The sequence below is a fragment of the Wolbachia endosymbiont (group A) of Sicus ferrugineus genome (assembly GCF_947251515.1).
Taxonomy (GTDB): Bacteria; Pseudomonadota; Alphaproteobacteria; order Rickettsiales; family Anaplasmataceae; genus Wolbachia.
In genome coordinates, this window is record NZ_OX366370.1 from 1,087,559 (window position 1) to 1,107,328 (window position 19,770).

Consider the following 19,770-nt stretch of genomic DNA (forward strand, 5'->3'; position numbering starts at 1 on the left):
TTAATATATATATAAATTCTTATCTTTTCTATCTAACAAACCAAATGTTGGTACGATTGTTGCTTTTAAAAAAATGACAGTTTCTACTGTTCTAATGTTATTCGCTAGCCTTTTTGACTTCTGATGTAATGTAGCTTTAAAGCTTTGCTTATCTTCTCTATGTTCTATAAGCCCGCCGATTACCATAATTTCACCGCTCTTAATTTTTAACATAGAGTTCATTTCTCTGATTTCAACAATTGGAATGTCGCTATTTAATTTCATTTTACTCTGCTGTGCGATGTACTCTATATCTGGATCTTTAATGTAGCCGTTAATTCTTGATAAAGTTGGATGTATATCCATGAATATTTCACTAGTATCAATGTTAATGCTTGGGTGGATTATTAGCACAACACCTATTGGAACACTATTCATCTTGGTAATTAAGGTCTGATTAGAGTTTCTAGTATCTTTTTGTATATCGGAAGTAAAATAAATATGGTTTTTGGTAAATGAAATCATCGCTTGCTGATTATTTATAGCATGTACTCTAGGGCTTGAAATTACAGTTGAAGCGCCAAATTTGTCTAAATTTTTTACTAAATCTCCTAGATCACTCGCACCAAAGTTCATTGCTAGGTTAATAATGGAGTTATCTTGATTTATTATAGACTTAGTTCCATCGCATAAGTCATTTAAGTTTATACCAGAAAGATATTTGTCATCTAACACAACTTCAACTATTTTTGCCTCTATCATTACTTGAGAAGACGCTAATTTCTTAACCTTATTAATATATTCTTCAACAGCTTTATGGATATCTTTTCTAGCATTCAAAATAATAACACCAGCTTCTCTGTTGGATGAAAGGAATTCGCCATCATCCACCCCGTTAACATCCATTATTGCATTCAAGCCTTTTTCTAATGAATTCCATAAGTCACTACTGTATTGAGACTTCATAACATTGTTATAGTCCCTATCAGTGTTACTTCCATCACTGTTAGTAATATTGTTACTAATGACGAAACTGCTTTGAGCAGAATGTTGAATATTAATGAAGTCTGCGTAATAATTTTGCGCGTATGGCAAGTCCTGCTCAATTCTAATTACACCATTGCTTGTTGAGTAACGCAATTTGGCGCTATTTGCTATACTCTGAATTACTTCATTTATATTCTTATCTTTTAGCTTTAAAATAATATTACCTGATATTTTTGGGTCTATATCCAAGTTAACGTCAGAAAGTTTTCCTATCTCAATCAGCAAATCTTTTACTGATACTTCTTCACTAACATTAATAGAAATAAGCTGATTACTGATTGTGAGATCGGGAAACTCTATTGGTAAAGGCATAATTTCTGGTATTGTCGGTTCATTAATCTCCAAAGAGGTGTTGTATTGCTGCAACGAATAATCGTGCTCACCTATATCATGATGATCTTCGTTGCCTATATTAGTGAGATGTTGCTTAGTAGGCAGGTGTGTGCAAGAAATAATGAAGAGGAGTATTAAGCATTTAAAAATGGCCATTAGAACAGCATATAGATCTATACTAATAGATTTCTATAAAAATATTAAAAATGTATTTAATCTCATTTTCATTCAACAGATAATTGTCATATATTAGCTTGACCTGCACTGGCTATATGTTTTTTTGTACGCCCCTCTTGTACTTAAATGTAGAGTAAGTTTTCCAGCATAGCCTTAGTTTTTTTATATATTTTACTTCTTTCTCTATATTTAATAATAGGCTTAAAAATAAATGGTAAGCCTATAATTGTTAAGCTTAGAGCTAGGGTTGAAAGTATACAACAGGCTTTGTGTTTACTATGCAGCTCTTTCAGGTAAAGCATCAAAAATCTACAAAATTTTTTGTAATTTTCTTCGATGTTTTTTTTGCTATGAGCCTTGCTAATGAATATATCTATTGCGGTATGACCGTTATTACACTTAATGTTAAGGTCTGCACCTTTTTCTGTTAACAGCTGAGCTATATCAAAATAATCCTTTTGAACAGCAAGATGTAGAGGTGCAAAACCTTGTTGCTCACAAATGTTCATATTGGCTCTAACTTCCAATAACATTTTCACAATTTTTGTATGGCCTTTTTTAACTGCCAGTAGCAAGGGAGTTCTGTTACATTTAGTAACAGCATTAATGTTTACCTTAAGCTTCAATAAAAGCTTAACTGTTTTAGTGTTACCATTATGGCTAGCTTTATGCAGCCTGGCGTTGCCATTAAAATCTTGATCATTTGCATCTATTCCTTTTGATACAAGAAATGTTACCATTTTTCTATTATTATGCTCAATAGCGCAATCTAATGCATCAAAACCATGGTTGTTTTTTGTGCAAAAAAACTCTTTAAGTTTAATTTTATCGTTACTTGTTTGCTGTTTTTTTGCAATAAGCTTTACTATTTGCATTTTGTTGTTGTACGCTGCTAGGAAAAGCGTAGTGTTATTTTCTGCATCTTTGGCTTCTATATTTGCACCTTTCTTTATCAAACATTCTATAATTTCTGCTCTGCTGTCATAATGTACAGTGCATTGATAGATAGTTAAAAACAAAGGAGTGCGAAAATTGTTATCTTCACATTCGAGATTTGCTCCGCTATCAATTAAAATTTGGACGCTTTTTTTAGAACCGTATAGTGAAGCTATATGAAGAGAATTATAGCCCTCTTTAGCGTCTTTTTCATTAATTTTTGCGCCTTTTGTTATCAAAAAATCTATTAATTCCGTGTCATCTTGTAGTGCAGCAAGGTGCAGTGGAGTGAATCCATTTTTATCCTTGGAATTAATTGTCAGCTGGTTAACAAAAAGTTTAGCAACTTTCTCGTGTCCATGCATAATGGCGTAATGCAGAGGGTTTCTATTTTCGTTGTCTACGACATTAAAATCAGCTTCGTGCTCTAGTAATGACTTTACTCCAACTAAATCGCCTTCTTTTGTGAACTTATGCAAGAGAGTGATTCCACTTGCATCTTTTGAGTTAATATCAAATCCATTTTCTACTAATTGGTTTATATCTTCCTCACGCGCCATATCACTTAAGTCTCTAATTGAACCCTTTTCGCGTTAATAATACTCCTACTTGATTAAGTTTAAATGAATCTGTGAGAAATGGCTGGGATACTATGCATTCTTGCATAACAAACTTTTGGCAGCGCGTTGGATGAAACAAAAAAACCACTTGACAAACTCCGCCAGGCCCCTTATTATGACAATAAGGGTATTTATGACTCAAAACTTGTTTTTGACCTGCAGGCTCAATGACAAAATTCAGTAAAAAACTTAGGGTATTTTTTGGCGGATTACATAAAATTATAGCGGCTACATATCTTTTAAATTTTTTCTACATTCAGCCAAACCGCGCTTAAACTAAGCGTCAGCACATTATTACAGCGCCAATTTAAAGTATTAGAGGGTCAAAACTCGCACTACGGGATTTTTTTGCCTTTTTTTTATTTGGTAAATTTCTTAAGCATTTATGGCTAAAGTAACTTAAGAGACCGAAAATGGTCAGTGCTCCTTTTTTTGTCATCCCAGTGCCCCTATGATGTCATTCCAGTCTGGAATCTAGTTCTTATTGTACATTTACTTGGTGTAGAGTTAAGTTTTCTGGATCCCAGTGGGCTTTGTTGCATAGCAACTGAAAAAATCTGGTGGCTACTGACAAAATTCATTATAAAATAGCCATTTAACCTTTGAAGAAAAAATATGCCACAGAAAATGAAAGTCAGTAACCAAAACGAATATAACAAATTCCTTGAAAAAAAGGGAAAATATTTTTCGTTACATCGATGAAGCTATCGAAAATTGGTATGAAAATAGTCCAAAAATGTAGGGCGGCAACTATATTTATAGTGATAAAGTTGTAATTTTGGTGCATATAATCGTTAATCTTTTTAGAATTGGCTTAAGACAAACAGTCGGGTTTATAAAATGATATTTGCAACAAATAGGAAGAGATTTGGCAGTTATCAGCTATTCACAGGCATCAAGAAGGTTTAAGAAACTTGATATTAATACCAATTCCCATTACAAGGCAACCAGATGGACAATGATGGAAGAAAAGCCATAATGAAGCAAGTAAAATAGTTGAGGTATAAATGGCATTAAGATTAAAATTATTGGATGAAAAAGTAGTAGAATCAGCAAAAGAAATGCTGAAGAAAGTAAGGAACAATGCATATGTTTCAAAAAAACTAAATGCTGTAATTGCAGCAAAAAAGCACAGTATAGCGGCTGTAGCAAAAATATATTGCATTTCAAGAAGCGCACTAACTTCGTGGGTAAAACTCTTGAAATTTGGCAGAAAAGAAAAACTGTTTACTCCTCCACAACGGCGTAGAAAAACTAAATTAAATCAGGATCAACTACGGCAAATTGAAGAGTGGATAGAAGAAAATCCTAATATTACCATTAAAGAAATGAGAATAAGAATCCAGGAAAAGTTCGGATTAAATATCAGCAAATCTACAGTACACCGCTATATGCAAAAGATGAAATTCTCATATATTACACCCAGACCAGTTCATAATGGACAAGATAAAAGCAAACAAGAGGAATTCAAAAAAAAATCTCAATGGAGCTATTAGCAAGTATCCAGAAAAAGAGCTATTTTTCTTTGATGAATCAAGGTTTGGCACACATTCAAAGGTTGGACATGGGTGGTTTAAAAAGGGGATTAGAACACAGGTTAAAACAAAATTAGTTAGGCAAAATTTCTATCTCTATAGTGCGGTTAATCCTAGAAATGGAGAGAGTTCTAGCTTATTTGCACCAAATGTCAACACTGATTGCATGAACATATTTCTTGAGCAGATGTCGCAATATCTAGAAACACGAGAGGCTTTTCTCGTTATGGACTGTGCTAGTTGGCATAGGTCAAAAAATTTAAAGGTACCTAAAAATATCGACATTATATACCTACCTACATATTCACCTGAGCTAAATCTTGTTGAGAGGCTTTGGTTATATATAAAACAGAACATTTTGCGCAATAAAATATACGATACAATTGCTCTGCTTTAGGGTGCTTTGTGCAAATTTATTACTTCTCTTGCCAGCTCCACAATTAAACAACTCTGCAATTTCTCCTATTTGACTGACCAACAATGAGAATTGGTATAATAAGCCGATAAGTCAGCAACAGACTAATGATCAAAAAATTAAGACCAAGGCTGGCTTTAGTGTAGAAGAAATAAAGCAGAAATATGAGCGTAGAGATTCTGGCTACGATTCTGGCTATGATTCCGATACAAAAGTTGAACAACAATTAAAATTAGGATCTAAAACTTCTAAATCTGAAATAAATTCAGTGAATATTAAATATGGAATAGAGAAAGACGTTTGCGCCATAAAATAATTGACTTTATGTGCATAATCAATATAACTTGAGTTAATTCGCATTGACTCTTTCGTCTAGTGGTTAGGACACCACCCTTTCACGGTGGTAACACGGGTTCAAATCCCGTAAGAGTCACTCAAGTAGAATATAATTAAAGTTTTGAATGGGAAAAATTAGGCTTTATTTTGAAGAAGCTTTATCACAAGGCGTGAGTTTAGCGCTTAATCCACAACAAAGTCACTATATTTGCAATGTAATGCGGCTTAAGAAGTATGATAATCTCTCTCTTTTTAATGGAAAGGATGGAGAATGGTTAGGAGAAGTAGTTAATATATCGCGTAAATTAACAAAAGTTACACTCAAAGAATGCACTAAACAACAGCAATATGAGGAAAATTTATACTTATATTGTGCCATGGTAAAAAGTGGTGCTTTAGGCAACATAGTAAGACAGGCAACTGAAATGGGAGTAACCTGCATTCAATTTATTTCAACGGAACGTACAGTAGTAAAAAACATTAACCTAAGTAGAGCAAAATTACAGGCAATCGAAGCTGCGGAACAATCCGGTAGGATGAGTATACCAGAGATTTTGCCTCCTATTAACTTTTGTGAGTTACCTGATTCCCAGAGTAAAAATTTTGTTTTATGTGATGAAACAGGTAAAGCTGATGAAGTGCTGAAAGGTAAGAAAAATGTTGCTATTATTGTTGGCCCTGAAGGTGGTTTTTCATCTTATGAACTTGATCTTGCCGATAAGTTTTGTCAAAAATTGAGTCTAGGAAAAAGAATTTTAAGGGTCGATACTGCTGTGGTTGCTGCACTAACTTTCACCAATTGGTGTAGCTAGATTTTTAAATATGGCTAAGGTTTGGGCCATAGAGAAATCTGATTCAGTGTTGCACGCGCTAACTGTACAAACTCTATAGGCCGCCTGCGAAGCAGTTTGCTACTAAAGAGGAGCTAATAAAAAACATATTCTAAAATAATATTAAATCTTATATTATATTTTTTCTAAAATAAACAAATGAATCTTGCATTTTGCCTGAGTTATTGATACTCTGAGTAAAGAAGTCGGGGCGTAGCGCAGCCTGGTAGCGCATTTGGTTTGGGACCAAAGGGTCGGGAGTTCAAATCTCTCCGCCCCGATGCTAGCAGAAGTTTTAACGCTTTTAATAGTTAGAGCTTTTAAAGGCATTTCGTTCATATTGCAGTTTAACGCTCAAGTTTATAAAATAATTGACAATGTCAATTTTCTAATTTATAAATAAATTTTGAAATGATTACCGAGGGAGGTATAGAGTTTGATTGAAGTATCAGTCCATTATGGTGATGTAGACAGAGCTCTTCCAGTATTGAAAAAAACAATTCAAAAGGAAGGAAGAGGGTTGAAAATGAAAAAACAATATCATGAAAAAAAATCAGAAAAAAGAGCTAAAAAGAAAGCTGAAGCGAGAAAAAAGAGGCACCAGCAAGAATGCAGAAGGCAGCGTTACGGTTGGTAATTTTTTAATAGTTTATCATTGGTTGTTTTATGAATATTCACGAATATCAAGCAAAAGAGATTTTGCATAAATTTAATGTCCCAGTGCCAAAAGGTTTTGTCACTATATCTGCAGAAGGAGTAAAGACTCAAGTAAGTCAATTAAAATCTGACGTGTTTGTGGTTAAAGCTCAAATTCATGCAGGTGGTAGGGGTAAAGCCGGTGGCGTAAAGCTAGCAAAGTCAGCTGAAGAAGCTCAACAGTTTGTAAAAGACATGATTGGTATGACTTTAGTTACTCATCAAACAGGGCCAAGCGGGCAGCAAGTAAGAAGAGTATATATTGAAGAAGGCTCAAGCATTAAGAAAGAGTATTACTTAAGCCTGGTAATTGACCCGAAGCTCAGTAGGCCAATATTCATATTTTCCTCAGAAGGTGGAATGGACATCGAAGAAGTGGCGAAAAATTCTCCCGCAAAAATTGTGAAATTTGATATTGATCTTGCTACAAGTTTTGATAGCAGCAAGTTAAGCAGCAGTTTTAATTTGAGTTCAGAACAAATAGAAAAAATAACAAATGTTGCAAAAAATATATATGATGCGTTTATTGCAACTGATGCGAGCCAAATTGAAATTAATCCACTGGTTGAAACAAGTTCTGGAGATTTTATTGCGCTCGATGCGAAAATTAATTTCGATGACAATGCTTTATATCGTCACCCAGGAATTATGGAACTTCGTGATTATGATGAAGAAGTGAAAGAAGAGATAGAGGCTTCAAAGTATGGGCTCAGTTACATCAAAATGGATGGCAGTATTGGTTGCATGGTAAATGGTGCAGGTCTTGCTATGGCAACAATGGATATAATAAAATACCACGGAGCAGAGCCTGCTAACTTTTTGGATGTTGGTGGTGGAGCGAGTAAAGAAACTGTAACTGAAGCATTTAAAATCATATTGTCTGATAGCAACGTAAGAGGAATTTTGGTTAACATATTTGGTGGTATAATGCGTTGCGATATTATCGCAAGTGGAATTGTTGCGGCTGTAAAAGAAATGAGCATTAAAGTTCCTCTAGTGGTTAGATTATCAGGTACTAATTTTGAAGAAGGAAAAAAAATTTTAGAAGAGTCGGGATTAAATATTATTGCTGCAGATGAGCTAGATGAAGCTGCGCAAAAGATAGTAAAAGAGGTAAAATAAAGCATGTCCGTTTTAGTAAATAAAGATACAAGATTAATATGCCAGGGTTTTACTGGTGCACAAGGTACGTTTCATTCAGAGCAAGCTATTGACTACGGGACGAAAATGGTTGGCGGTGTAACTCCTGGAAAGGGTGATAGCACTCACCTTAATTTACCGGTTTTTAATACTGTAGCAGAAGCTAGAGAAAAAACTGATGCGAATGCTACGGTAATATATGTACCTGCTAAATTTGCTGCTGCTGCAATACTTGAAGCAATAGATGCAAAAATAGAATTGATAGTTTGTATTACAGAGGGCATTCCTATACTTGATATGGTGAAAGTTAAGCGCGCACTTGTTGATTCAAAAAGTCGATTGGTTGGTCCCAACTGCCCGGGAATTATTACGCCTGAAGAGTGCAAAATAGGAATTATGCCTGGCCATATCCATAAGCGTGGACACATAGGAATTATGTCTCGCTCCGGAACTTTAACTTACGAGGCAGTAGCACAAACAACCGCTGTTGGTCTTGGTCAATCCACGTGTATCGGAATTGGGGGGGATCCAGTTCATGGTATGACATTTGTCGACTGTATGGAGCTCTTTTTAAAAGATGACGATACTCATGGTATTGTAGTTATTGGTGAAATAGGTGGAAACGAAGAAGAAGATGTATCACATTTTGTGAAAACAGAAAAAACTAAAAAGCCAATCGTTGGTTTTGTAGCAGGTCAAACAGCACCTCCAGGAAGACGTATGGGACACGCTGGAGCAATCATCTCTTCCAGTGGTGGAAGTGCTGGTGCAAAACTAGAAGTTATGCGGAGCGCCGGGATTGCAATTGCTGAAACCCCTGCAGTGATTGGTAAGAAGGTATTGGAAGTAATGCATTAGTGCCTAATCTAAAACGCAGCTGTACGAACGTTGTGATTTGAGGAGCAGTTTCTGCTAGAAAGGGTGTCACTCAAGTAGCTGACACTGGTTCACTCTATAATGGTGTCATCCGAGTAGCTTGACTACTTGGATCCAGGAAAGTTTGCTTGCTTACAAGCAAACTGATTTGGTGAGTATAAAAGTGTTGTGTTATAGCTAACGCTGACTCTACGTTATACCGCGGTTCATTCTCGGTATCTCATCCGCTAACACGTAGCGGGATACTTGACCTTTACAGGGATGACGGTTGTCGGTAGGCCTAAATTACTTTAGTCATAAATATTTAAGAAATTTACCAAACAAAAAAAGGCAAAAGAAGCCCCATGGTTGACTAGTTATTTATATGTACTTCAAAATATTGGCGTTTTTTATTCTAAACGCTGCAATTTAGCTGCTTTTAAATGCGACTAACCTAAATTATAAACGTTAAGAAATTTACTGAGCGGAAAAAAGGGCAAAAAAACCCCAGGGTAGCTAGTATTCAAATTCTCCCTTGTCTATTTGACGTCTTTTACTGTCTTAAACGCTTTATAAGCGCGTTTCGGCTTGTATAGGTAGAAACCTAAAGTTTTATAAAGACATGAGGTGCACATAGTGCAAAAAATTAAGCATGATTTACGCCAAATACATTAAGTTTTTTTGTCATTAATCCACTGCAGAGATTGCGAAGATAAATAAATAGCTTCAGTGTTATGATAAGGGGGCTGGCGGAGTTTGTAAAGTAATTTTTTGTAGCTCTCATGGTTTTTGGATTCTAACTAACGTCACGCGCTGGAATAACACCCTTGGTGGTAACAACTAAAGAAAAATATCAACTAGGTTTATAATCTATCACTACCGTGTTTGCAATTTTGTCATGAAAAGCTTGTTTATGTTCGTCATCTACTGCACATACTAAAACTAGGATTAGTATAGCTAAAAGTAAAATAGGATTATAAAGCGATATACAGTAAATTATGAAAAAGGCGATGGTTCTTTTTATTGCTTGTATTAGAGTGATCTGCTCAAGTGTATCTTTGTCTCTTACACGCATGCTAAATAACAAGTGCCCTAGAGTGCCGCCAAATTTTACTAGCATGAATATATGAAATATACATGGTATCATTAAAAATAAAGAAAATACAATCGTGGTGATTACAATTATTGCACCCATGATTACGTGTGTAAGTGAGAAACCTACCGCCATTAAAGCAAATGGTATTGCGATAAATAAAATACAATCAACTATAAATGCTAGAATACGCCTTATCATTGTTGAGTAGTTTACGTTTTTATCCATACACTGCCTATAAAGAAAAATATCAACTAGGTTTATAGTCTATCACTACTGTTTTTGCAATTTTATCGTAAAAAGTCTGTTTGTGCTGGTCAAATATTGCAAACATTAAAACTGAGGTTAGTACAATAAAAAAACATCCAGAAATATAATCAGGCAGAGGATAAGATAGCAAATTACAAATAATCACAATACCGTCCTTAAAAAAATATCTTTTTATTGCTTGCTTTAGAGTAACATTTGTAAATGTGTTTGCATCTTTTATACATATGCCGCACAGTAATTTCCCTGGAGTGCCACCAAATCTTATTGTCATTAGCATATTAAAAATTGTATATATTGGTAGTATCACTATAAAAACTATCATGTGGACAACTGTCTTGTAAGTATCGTCTGCATCGTTGTATGATGAAGATGAATGATGTAGAAAATATAGAAAAAAGACTATAACAGATGCCATTGTCACCCATAAAACAAAATCAATTCCATATGCAAAAGCTCGCCTAAACATCCCTGCATAACTTACTTTAGTATCCATACTCTGCCCATGTTCTACTGTGACATAACTAGTATAAAAATACGTTATTAAATAATCGTAAATATACTAATTTGTGCAATACTAGCTACTTGTGCCACTCTATTATTTGAATTAACATTAAATCATTTACAGTTAGGGAAGTTATGTCAACACCAATCACAGTTGCATATGGTGATGGTATCGGACCAGAAATTATGGAAGCGGTGCTGTCGATATTGCGCGAAGCGGAAGCGAAGATCTCAATGGATATTATTGAAATAGGTGAGCGTGTTTATAGTAAGGAATGGTCTCACGGAATTTCTCCAAGTGGTTGGGAATCTATCGAAAGGACAAAGATATTACTCAAATCTCCGACAACCACTCCTCAAGGTAAAGGACACAAAAGCTTGAACGTTGCACTCAGAAAAAATCTAGGGTTATATGCAAACATCAGGCCGTGTATTTCATATCATCCTGTTATAGAAAATAAATTCGATAAGTTTGATATCGTAGTGATACGCGAAAATGAAGAGGACGTTTACACCGGAATAGAGCATAGGCTCACTGGTGATTCTTACCAATGCACTAAAATTATTACTAGATCTGGCTCAGAGAAGATATGCAGGTATGCTTTTGAATACGCGAAAAAACACAACAGAAAAAAAGTAACTTGCCTGACTAAAGACAACATAATGAAAATGACTGACGGAACTTTCCATGCAGCGTTTGATCGCATTGCAAAGGAATACCAGGACATAAAGGCAGAACATTATATAGTTGATATTGGAATGGCACGTGTTGCCACAGAACCGGAGAATTTCGATGTTATAGTAACTGAAAATCTATATGGCGACATATTATCAGACATAGTGGCACAAACCTCAGGTTCTGTAGGGCTTGCAGGAAGTAGCAATATAGGTAATGAATATGCGATGTTTGAAGCGGTTCATGGTTCTGCTCCTGATATTGCAGGAAAAAACATAGCTAATCCTTCTGGTCTTTTAAATGCTGCAGTGCATATGCTAATTTACATAGGTCAAGTGGGTACTGCAAAACTAATCTACGATGCATGGCTGAAGACTTTAGAGGATGGAATACACACTGCCGATTTGTATAAGGAGAAAAGAAGTAAACAGAAAGTTGGTACAAAAGAATTTGCAGAAGTTGTTATAGATAATCTAGGAAAGAAACCTGCAACATTACCTGAGCTTATAATTAGCAGTGGTTCAGATAGTAAAATAAATAAAGTACAAGACAATTACGAACAAGATTACAAAGTTAAAAAGCTAGTGGGTAGTGATATAACGCTTGCTTGGGACAAATCCAGCAACTTTGACCAAATAGTTAGGTTATTTGAATCAAGCGATCCTCAAATTATAGCGATATACTCAAAAGGACTTGCAATTTGGCCAGGAGGCTCAAAATCTTCAAGTGACCAAATAACCTGCAGGTTTATAGCAAATAATGAAAAGAAAACTATTACAAATATTGATGTGAATAACTTGCTAATCAAACTTGAAGAACACAATTTTGATGTTGTAAGGATGGATAAATTGTATTTGTATGATGGGAAAGAGGGGTTTTTCTCTTAATGATCGTTTGACATTCTTATGATTGCATAAAACATTTAAATAGATTATACTAGAGATATAATTTATTTATGTGAGATGTAGTAATGGGTCAACATTTTAAGTTAACTAGTCAGGAATTTTATGATAATCATTACTTATTTAAAGTATTAGAAATAAAGGCTAAGCAAGTTGTAGACAAGAATTATGAAGAGCTTAGCGCAATTTTGAAGAAACAGAATAAGAAGTTAATTCTTGTAAATCATCCTGACAAGGGTGGAGATAAAAATAGATTTGATCAAATTTATAAAGCCTATCAAGAGCTAAAAAAATATATTGAACCTTTGGAATTAGGAAATCCTTGTGTTAAAGTCAGTGTTGGTGCTGAAAGTGATGGGAGTTTAACAGCGCGTGAATTTTATTATAGGAAGAAATTATTTGAAAAATTAAATATCACTGAAGAGGAAGTGATAGGAAAGAATTTTGTTGAGCTTGCTTCCATATTGAAAAAGAAAAATAGCTCACTAGAAGACTTGGAACACAAAGATAAATTAATTTATGATATAAATTATTGGGTAAGATATGGCTCACTTTTCGATTGTGAAGTCAAAAAGCTAAGAAATGAGCTTGATAAGCACTTATTGAAGCCTAACATGCAACTGTTTAGTTATATTTCTCCTTTAGAAAAGTGTAGGAGTCTAATAAGGGAAGACAAACAAGCACTAATGCAAAAGTTTATAAAGCGTAGAGACGATTTGCTATCTAGTATTTTTAAGGCTAAAGTATATACCTTACTTCCTTTAGCTCTTGCTGAAGCAAGTTATTGTTATTATTTCTTGCCTACTTGGTTAATTGCCAGTAGTACCTTGATGTGTTTATGCTTGCCACTAGTAGCATTAAATTTTATTATGGCGCAGTTTTTGGCTTTGTTAACAGAACATTACGAAAAAAAATACAAAAACTATGAGATTTCTACTGACAAGTATGTAAGTAGAATGAATTGTATTTACTTATGCTATAAGCTTTGTGTTTTTTACGCTTTGCCTATCTTTTTTACTTCTTTAATGATAGAGGGTTTTATTTCTAATAGTCTTTATGTTGATGTGACAATATTTGGTACTTTGTCATTGTTAGCACTGCTAGCTACTGAAGTATTTAGTCCTACCTTTTCAAAAAGCTGTGAAATATATGCTGAAAAGTATGCAAAAGACTTATTAGAAGAGGATCCAAAAGATAGAGTGCAAAAGGAAACCGATCTGTTAGGACGGTATGATCCACAGAGGATATTAATGCCGATAATTATGCCTCTTGTTAGAAAGTGTTTTGCGGAGGTGGCAAGCGAATTTGCTGAGAGGAATTTTGATGAGGTAAAAACTGATATGTCTGATGTTAATACTGAAGGACTATCTAATCCTCAAGCAATTGAATTTGCACAGCAAACAGTATAGTATAAGCTTTTAGCTCTATGCATGGACTCAAAAAAAGTAGAACTAATATTTGAAAAGTTTCAACAATCAAATCCTGCGCCAAAAATAGAGCTAAATTATACCAATCATTTTACACTACTAGTTGCGATAGTTTTATCAGCACGGACAACCGATGTAAGCGTTAATAAAATTACAAGAGAACTATTTAATATCGCTGATACGCCAGGAAAGATGCTGAATCTTGGACAAGACGAGCTTAAAAAACGTATAAGCAGTATTGGTTTATATAATTCCAAAGCAAAAAACATAATCGGGCTCAGCAAAATATTGATTGAGCGGTACAATAGCGAAGTGCCTACTGATTTCGATGATTTGGTATCTTTACCAGGGGTTGGGAGAAAGAGCGCTAATGTGTTCTTAAATTCAGGACTTGGTATTCCAACATTGGCAGTTGATACTCATGTTTTTAGAGTAAGCAACAGACTTGGACTTGTGAGAGAAAAAGATGTGTTTAAAACAGAGCAATCTCTTTTAAATGTAGTTCCAAAAGAATACCTGCTTTATGCTCATCACTGGCTGGTTTTGCATGGTAGATATGTTTGCAAAGCGCAAAAGCCTTCGTGTGAAACGTGTATAATTCATGATTTGTGTGAGTTTGAATGCAAAAGGTATAAAGTCTAGCACACTATGACCCCTTTCTTGTCACTCCGATATTCCTTCCTTTTATCATCCGAGTAGCTGACGCTGGGATCCAGGTTGCTCATAAGCAAACTATAGTATTTTCAAAAGCGAATGATGAAGGTATAATATATTTTTCTAAAGTAGGGAAAGCGATGGTATATAGTGTAGATTTAAGGGAAAAAGCAGTGTTTGTGGTAGAAAAAGGAAAGTCAAAGGTTGAAGTTGCAGAGGTTTTTGAGATAGACACTATATAGATGGCTAAAAAAGAAAGCTACTGGCCAAGGTCTCAAAGCGGTAAAAAGTACTGGTTTTATTCGGAAAATAGACCCAAAAATACTTGCAGACTATGTTAAAAAACACCCAGATCACACACTAGCAGAAATGAAACAAAACCTTGGCTTTGGAATAAGTGCAATTTGGTATAGGTTAAAACAGCTAAAAATAACCTTAAAAAAAAGTCACATTCTATCAAGAGCGCAATCAAGAAGATAGGCAGCAATTTATCGATCAAGTCTCAAAAATAGACCACTGTAGCATTTTATATATAGATGAAGCAGGAGTTGATAATAGACTATACCGAGAATATGCATGAGCTCCAAGAGGAGAAAAAATATATGCTGATGTTCCAGGAAAAAAGCGGGAAAGAGTGAGTATAATAGGTGGATGGATTGAAAAGAAGTTTATTGCACCAATGACCTTCACAGAAGGGTGTAATAAAGATGTATTTAATGTATGGTTAGAGCGAAGATTACTTCCACAATTGCAGCGTAATACAACCATAGTTATGGATAATGCTACATTCCATAAAACTCCCAAAACAAAGTCATTAATAGAGTCTTTTGGCTGTCATTTGCTTTATCTTCCAACATATTCACCTGATCTAAATCCGATAGAGCATTGTTGGCACACCATCAAAAGTCGCCTCAGACCTCTAATGCATCAATGTACAAACTTACACCTTTTAGTTGGTAATACCATTTTAGACGTTTATCATTCGTTTTAGAAAATACTATACTTGTAGAGAAAAAAGAATAGATGATGATCCTATAGCTAACCCAAGAAAGGGTTACCTGAATACTGAAAAACAAAATCAATAGCAGAATTGATATCAGGCCAAAAGCTTGGCAGCGCTTTTTTTATGGCATGCTTGATGGCAAACCAGAACTTCTCAATTGGATTTAAATCAGACGATTATGGCGGCAAAAATAAAACTTTACATCCAACACTTTCTATTAATTTTCTCGTTCTTTCAGACTTATGAAAGCTTGCATTGTCAAGAATTATTGTCTGTCCTCAGCACTGGCACAAGGACATTCTCAACATAAGCCTCAAAAATCTCACTTTTGCAATATCCTTCAATCACCCATGGTGCTTTAACTTTTCCTTCATTCAGCGCTCCAATTATTTCTTCTTTTGAATCCTGGTTTATCAGCAAATAACCTCTTGCCTTTTGCAGCCCATCCATACGCATAAAATTCGTTATCTTCTATCCCTGATTCGTCTATGAATACTAAATTTTCTTCATTTATTTCTGCTACCTTTTGTATGACTTCCTTTCGTTTTCCTTCATCCCTTTCCTGGTAGAGAAAAGTTTTTTTTATACATATAGTTCACTTTTTTAAGGTAGTTATATACTTTGTCTTTGCACATATTGCCAAATTTTTCAATTATCTTTTCAACTCTGATTTTCATCTAGAAATTCGACAAAGCTATCTAAGTCTTTAATTTTATGACTATGCCCCTTTTGATAGCCTGAAGATGGTTTTATGCTTCCTGTTTCTTCTCTTCTTTTCCTCCACCAATATATTGTTTTTCTATCAATTTTGAACATCTTCCTCCATAGTCATTTTTTTCTCGTCTACTACTTTCAAAACACGTTCCCTCAGATCCTCACTTTGGCATCATTCTACCTTATCCAAAGCCATTTTATACCTTTTTATCCCTTCTGAGGTAACCTTTTTTCAGTTAGCTATAGGTATAAAATAATGGAGTATGTCTCTCCATCATTCAACAGCAATCACAGTATGTTTTTACAAATTTGAAAATTAGTGTTAAATAAAAATATAAATGCAAAAGGAAAAGAAATGATTGAACTTAAAGGCCAAGAAATTTGTGCAGGCGGAAATAAGAAAAATTTGATTATTTTTTTACATGGTTGGGGCTCAAGTGGCGATAATTTCATTCACCTTGCTAAAGTTATGAGCAAGTTTTTACCCGAGTCATATTTTGTAGCACCCAATGCTCCGTTTGAAAGAGAAATAGGTGATGGTTATCAGTGGTTCAGCTTGGAAGATCGTAGTGAGGAAGCGCTATATAATGGAGTAAAAAATGCTACATCAATTGTAAATCATTTCATTGATACAAAATTAAAGGAGCTTAATTTAAAAGATACGCAACTTTCTTTGGTTGGATTTTCTCAAGGAGCAATGCTTGCAATACATACAGCTCTCACCCGCTCTCAATCCTGTGCATCAGTTGTTGCATACTCTGGTAGGTTTCTTTCACCTTCAAAAACTGCACCAGAGATCAAGTCAAAACCTAACATATGTGTTATCCATGGTGATGCTGACGACGTGGTACCTTTTTCGTCCCTCAACTTAGCGGTTAAAGCTTTGAAAGAAAATGGAATAAATGTTGAAGGGCACCCAATTCATGCATTAGGGCATATTATTAATGAAGAGGGGATAAAATTAGGAGTAGAATTTATCAAGAAGAATTTTAAAAATTAATTTTCATGCACTTGTTTTGCTTTGGTTATGGATATGTGGCTAAATTTTTATCGAAAAAACTGCTGAACTTAGGTTGGAAAGTCAGTGGCACATCAAGAAGTAAAAATATACAAAATGTAATCCTCTTTAATTATGAGAAAGTTAGTCAAGATCTGCTTAAAAGCGCAACGCACGTTTTAATTTCTATTCCTCCAGATGGTGATGATGTTATGGAGAGATATGGTGATTGCCTGCAAAATGTTAAATGGTTTGGTTATTTGTCTGCAACTAGCGTTTATGGTGATTACTCTGGTAATTGGGTGAATGAGGAATCTGAAACAAAACCTATAGAAATCAGAGGAGAAAAGCGCCTTAGATCTGAAAAGAAGTGGCTGAATAGCAAACTGCCTGTACATATTTTTCGTTTAGCTGGAATATACGGTCCTGGTAGGAACGTGTTAATTGACTTACAGCTTGGCAAAGCAAAAAATGTGAAAAAAGAAGGGCATTTTTTTTCTCGTATTCACGTTGAAGATATATCGAACATTCTATTTTCTTCCATGCAAAGCATAAAACCTGGTGAAGTATACAATTGTGCAGATGATTTACCCACTACACAATCTGAAGTGATAATGTATGCAGCCAAACTTCTCAATGTTAGTCCTCCAGAGCCAATTGAGGTTTCTTCCTTACCAGATTATGCACAGAGTTTTTATTTAGGATCAAAAAAAGTAAGTAATGTTAAAATTAAAAAAGATCTTAATGTCTCTCTAATTTACCGTAACTATAAGGTGGGATTAGAGAGTTTGCACGTAAAAAAACTGAAATCACATTAGAATGAAGTAGATAGACCTATTGTTTAGTTGTATCCGTTCAGCAAAGTGGCAAAATAGGTAGGCGAGATAAACCAAAAAGATAATCATCAAGAAAAAAATAAGTTTACAACAAATGGTGTCATTCCAGTGCTTGACACTGGAATCCAGCCTTTCCATAATCATCAAAAACATTGTATTTTAACGTAAAACAGCTATTTTTATGCTCACCAACTTAATAAAATTCCTGGATCCCAGTGTCTGGGCACTGGGATGACAAAGGAGAGCAGTGTCAAGCACTGATCACTTTTGCTTCAATATTTGCACATTAGCCATGCCTTGAATCAATACGTTTAGTTCTGTCATTGTGTCCGTTCAGACGAATGTTCTCTAGGTAAGATTGTGGAGTATTCGTTGCAGCATTTGGCTGTTCAATTACGCTAGTTGGTATAATACTTCTATTTCTTTCAAAATTTCCATCTTGTATAGCTTCCAGAACGCTTTTTCCTCCTAAAAGACAGTTTTCTCCTAAACTTAATCCACTTTTTTTTAATTTTTCAAACACTTCTTCACTACTTTCATCAAGCTTTACTTCTATTTCATTACTATTTTCCTTAGGATTTAGATGAATACTGATTTTTTCTGCTTCACTATCAAAAGATAATGTTACACCTTGCTTAAGAACATCCAGATAATTTCTTTTTCCGTTGTAGCTTTCAACTCTTATTATACTTTTCCCAATTTGCAGTATACCAACTCTTAAGTTTAAACCTTTATTCTTTTCATTGCTTAGGATTTTTGCAACTTCAACAGTACTATCTTGTGAATATTTTATACAAAAGCACTCATTATCTATCTCTACTTTTAATTCTAATTTGTCCTTTTGAGCTTGCTCATTTTTGTTTACAGTACTTTCATATGCTACATTTTTTAGATCGTTTTCAATTTCCTTACATTCCGCAAAGAGATCATTGACATAATCAAAATCAGAAGTTATATGTCCTAGCTCACCACCATCGAAAAGACCTCTTTCTACTTTCCCACCTTTTAACAATAAATCCCTAATGGTGTTTCTTATGATGTCTAAATTACCATCTTCCAGTACTTCATTCGTGTTGTCATCATCTTGATCTTCATTGTTACAGGAAACATCCTGACCTCTAAATGCATGCGCTTTACTGCTAGGGCATAGGCCTTTATTATTAATAACATCTATTATTTCTTCAAATATCAAATTTGTTACAGTTCTATAACGATCACCATAACATGAATTTAGTCTTATCCCTCTCTCTAAGTATGTATCTACTACGCTTTTCATACGTTTTAAAGCACCCTCTGTCCAATTTTCTATACTTTCCTGGTTAGATATCTTTCTTTTATACTCTCTTTCATTTTCTTCTATTTTGTCTTTCATCTCCTTACAAAATTCATCAATCAGCTTCTCTTCATTTTCAGTTAATGGTATTTCTAGATCCATTAAAAGTGAGCCATCTTCCGAAAAACAAGAATAATCTGAACTACAGCTCGAATTTGAGTACCAATCACTTGATTCAGTACAAGGCATCTGATTACCATCAGCGGAATTATCACCTGAACCATCATTACTAAAGTGCCATGGTCGATTATCACTTTCGTGTTCATCTGTTTTGTTTAACAAATCATCTTTGGCAAAGTTATACTCTTGATTAAGAGAGAACTTCGTCAGATCATTACTTTCAAAAATTTGTTGATCTATTATTTGTTGCTTTTTTATCTCATAAGTCATGTTATATAACCATTACCCATTAATTCTTTGATAAATACTATAATACATAGGCAAGTCAGTAAAGAAATTTGACTT

The 19,770-nt window shown here is 34.6% G+C and carries 18 protein-coding genes, 2 tRNA genes and 3 pseudogenes; 15 read left to right on the plus strand and 8 right to left on the minus strand.

Features of this window, described 5'->3' with window-relative positions; translation table 11 throughout:
- Both OPR24_RS05515 and OPR24_RS05520 read right to left on the minus strand, forming a co-directional pair.
- Positions 1-1,515 carry a type II secretion system protein GspD gene (locus OPR24_RS05515; protein ID WP_265033074.1) on the minus strand — a complete coding sequence of 505 codons (1,515 nt, stop codon included), beginning with the start codon at positions 1,513-1,515 and terminating at the stop codon, positions 1-3.
- A 143-nt stretch (positions 1,516-1,658) separates the two neighbouring features.
- Complete coding sequence (locus OPR24_RS05520) at positions 1,659-3,032, minus strand: ankyrin repeat domain-containing protein (RefSeq protein ID WP_265033075.1); 1,374 nt, start codon at positions 3,030-3,032, stop codon at positions 1,659-1,661.
- 675 nt (positions 3,033-3,707) lie between these two features.
- On the opposite strand from OPR24_RS05520, the pseudogene OPR24_RS06650 reads away from it, so the two are divergent.
- From OPR24_RS06650 to sucD, 8 genes and pseudogenes are all read left to right on the plus strand, one after another.
- A pseudogene (locus tag OPR24_RS06650) lies at positions 3,708-4,023 on the plus strand (transposase); the annotation flags it as partial.
- 76 nt (positions 4,024-4,099) lie between these two features.
- Positions 4,100-5,111: pseudogene (locus OPR24_RS05525) on the plus strand (IS630 family transposase).
- A gap of 292 nt (positions 5,112-5,403) precedes the next feature.
- Positions 5,404-5,475: transfer RNA gene (locus tag OPR24_RS05530), tRNA-Glu, on the plus strand.
- Positions 5,476-5,503: 28 nt separating this feature from the next.
- Positions 5,504-6,190 (plus strand): 16S rRNA (uracil(1498)-N(3))-methyltransferase, encoded by a 687-nt coding sequence (locus tag OPR24_RS05535; RefSeq protein WP_265033076.1) that lies wholly within the window; start codon positions 5,504-5,506, stop codon positions 6,188-6,190.
- A 225-nt stretch (positions 6,191-6,415) separates the two neighbouring features.
- Positions 6,416-6,489 (plus strand) — tRNA-Pro (locus OPR24_RS05540).
- 155 nt (positions 6,490-6,644) lie between these two features.
- Positions 6,645-6,845 (plus strand): 30S ribosomal protein S21, encoded by a 201-nt coding sequence (rpsU, locus tag OPR24_RS05545; protein WP_064125049.1) that lies wholly within the window; start codon positions 6,645-6,647, stop codon positions 6,843-6,845.
- 29 nt (positions 6,846-6,874) lie between these two features.
- Entirely contained in the window at positions 6,875-8,026 is a 1,152-nt protein-coding gene (sucC, locus tag OPR24_RS05550; RefSeq protein WP_265033077.1) for an ADP-forming succinate--CoA ligase subunit beta, read from the plus strand.
- A 3-nt stretch (positions 8,027-8,029) separates the two neighbouring features.
- The gene (gene sucD, locus OPR24_RS05555) at positions 8,030-8,902 is read left to right on the plus strand and encodes a succinate--CoA ligase subunit alpha (RefSeq protein WP_265033078.1); all 873 of its coding nucleotides are present in this window, start codon (positions 8,030-8,032) and stop codon (positions 8,900-8,902) included.
- A gap of 850 nt (positions 8,903-9,752) precedes the next feature.
- Here the strand turns inward: sucD and OPR24_RS05560 are convergent.
- A complete protein-coding gene (locus OPR24_RS05560) occupies positions 9,753-10,193 on the minus strand; it encodes an RDD family protein (RefSeq protein WP_265033079.1) in 441 nt (146 codons plus the stop codon).
- A 49-nt stretch (positions 10,194-10,242) separates the two neighbouring features.
- Complete coding sequence (locus tag OPR24_RS05565; protein ID WP_265033080.1) at positions 10,243-10,755, minus strand: RDD family protein; 513 nt, start codon at positions 10,753-10,755, stop codon at positions 10,243-10,245.
- A gap of 143 nt (positions 10,756-10,898) precedes the next feature.
- On the opposite strand from OPR24_RS05565, the gene icd reads away from it, so the two are divergent.
- The 5 genes and pseudogenes from icd to OPR24_RS05585 all read left to right on the plus strand — a co-directional run bounded on the left by icd (position 10,899) and on the right by OPR24_RS05585 (position 15,413).
- Positions 10,899-12,326, plus strand: coding sequence for an isocitrate dehydrogenase (gene icd, locus OPR24_RS05570; RefSeq protein ID WP_265033082.1), 1,428 nt, complete (start codon positions 10,899-10,901; stop codon positions 12,324-12,326).
- Positions 12,327-12,409: 83 nt separating this feature from the next.
- Complete coding sequence (locus OPR24_RS05575; protein ID WP_265033084.1) at positions 12,410-13,750, plus strand: molecular chaperone DnaJ; 1,341 nt, start codon at positions 12,410-12,412, stop codon at positions 13,748-13,750.
- Between the two features lie 21 nt (positions 13,751-13,771).
- Positions 13,772-14,410 (plus strand): endonuclease III, encoded by a 639-nt coding sequence (gene nth, locus OPR24_RS05580; RefSeq protein ID WP_265033086.1) that lies wholly within the window; start codon positions 13,772-13,774, stop codon positions 14,408-14,410.
- Positions 14,411-14,713: 303 nt separating this feature from the next.
- Positions 14,714-14,902: pseudogene (locus OPR24_RS06555) on the plus strand (IS630 transposase-related protein); the annotation flags it as partial.
- 154 nt (positions 14,903-15,056) lie between these two features.
- The gene (locus OPR24_RS05585; RefSeq protein ID WP_265033087.1) at positions 15,057-15,413 is read left to right on the plus strand and encodes a transposase; all 357 of its coding nucleotides are present in this window, start codon (positions 15,057-15,059) and stop codon (positions 15,411-15,413) included.
- Positions 15,414-15,601: 188 nt separating this feature from the next.
- Here OPR24_RS05585 and OPR24_RS06560 read toward each other — a convergent pair whose 3' ends face one another.
- The 3 genes from OPR24_RS06560 to OPR24_RS05600 all read right to left on the minus strand — a co-directional run bounded on the left by OPR24_RS06560 (position 15,602) and on the right by OPR24_RS05600 (position 16,241).
- Positions 15,602-15,694, minus strand: a complete 93-nt coding sequence (locus OPR24_RS06560; protein WP_406833296.1) for a hypothetical protein — start codon at positions 15,692-15,694, stop codon at positions 15,602-15,604.
- Positions 15,684-15,875: a hypothetical protein gene (locus OPR24_RS05595; RefSeq protein ID WP_265033090.1), complete on the minus strand. Its 192-nt coding sequence runs from the start codon at positions 15,873-15,875 to the stop codon at positions 15,684-15,686. The genes OPR24_RS06560 and OPR24_RS05595 overlap by 11 nt, the downstream gene beginning before the upstream one ends.
- A gap of 210 nt (positions 15,876-16,085) precedes the next feature.
- The gene (locus OPR24_RS05600) at positions 16,086-16,241 is read right to left on the minus strand and encodes a hypothetical protein (RefSeq protein WP_253309621.1); all 156 of its coding nucleotides are present in this window, start codon (positions 16,239-16,241) and stop codon (positions 16,086-16,088) included.
- Positions 16,242-16,494: 253 nt separating this feature from the next.
- On the opposite strand from OPR24_RS05600, the gene OPR24_RS05605 reads away from it, so the two are divergent.
- Both OPR24_RS05605 and OPR24_RS05610 read left to right on the plus strand, forming a co-directional pair.
- Positions 16,495-17,139, plus strand: coding sequence for an alpha/beta hydrolase (locus tag OPR24_RS05605; protein WP_320157135.1), 645 nt, complete (start codon positions 16,495-16,497; stop codon positions 17,137-17,139).
- Between the two features lie 5 nt (positions 17,140-17,144).
- Entirely contained in the window at positions 17,145-17,954 is an 810-nt protein-coding gene (locus OPR24_RS05610; protein WP_265033094.1) for an SDR family oxidoreductase, read from the plus strand.
- Positions 17,955-18,258: 304 nt separating this feature from the next.
- On the opposite strand, the gene OPR24_RS05615 is transcribed toward OPR24_RS05610, so the two are convergent.
- On the minus strand, positions 18,259-19,695 hold the full coding sequence (locus tag OPR24_RS05615) for a hypothetical protein (protein WP_265033096.1): 1,437 nt from the start codon (positions 19,693-19,695) through the stop codon (positions 18,259-18,261).
- Positions 19,696-19,770: the final 75 nt, after the last annotated feature.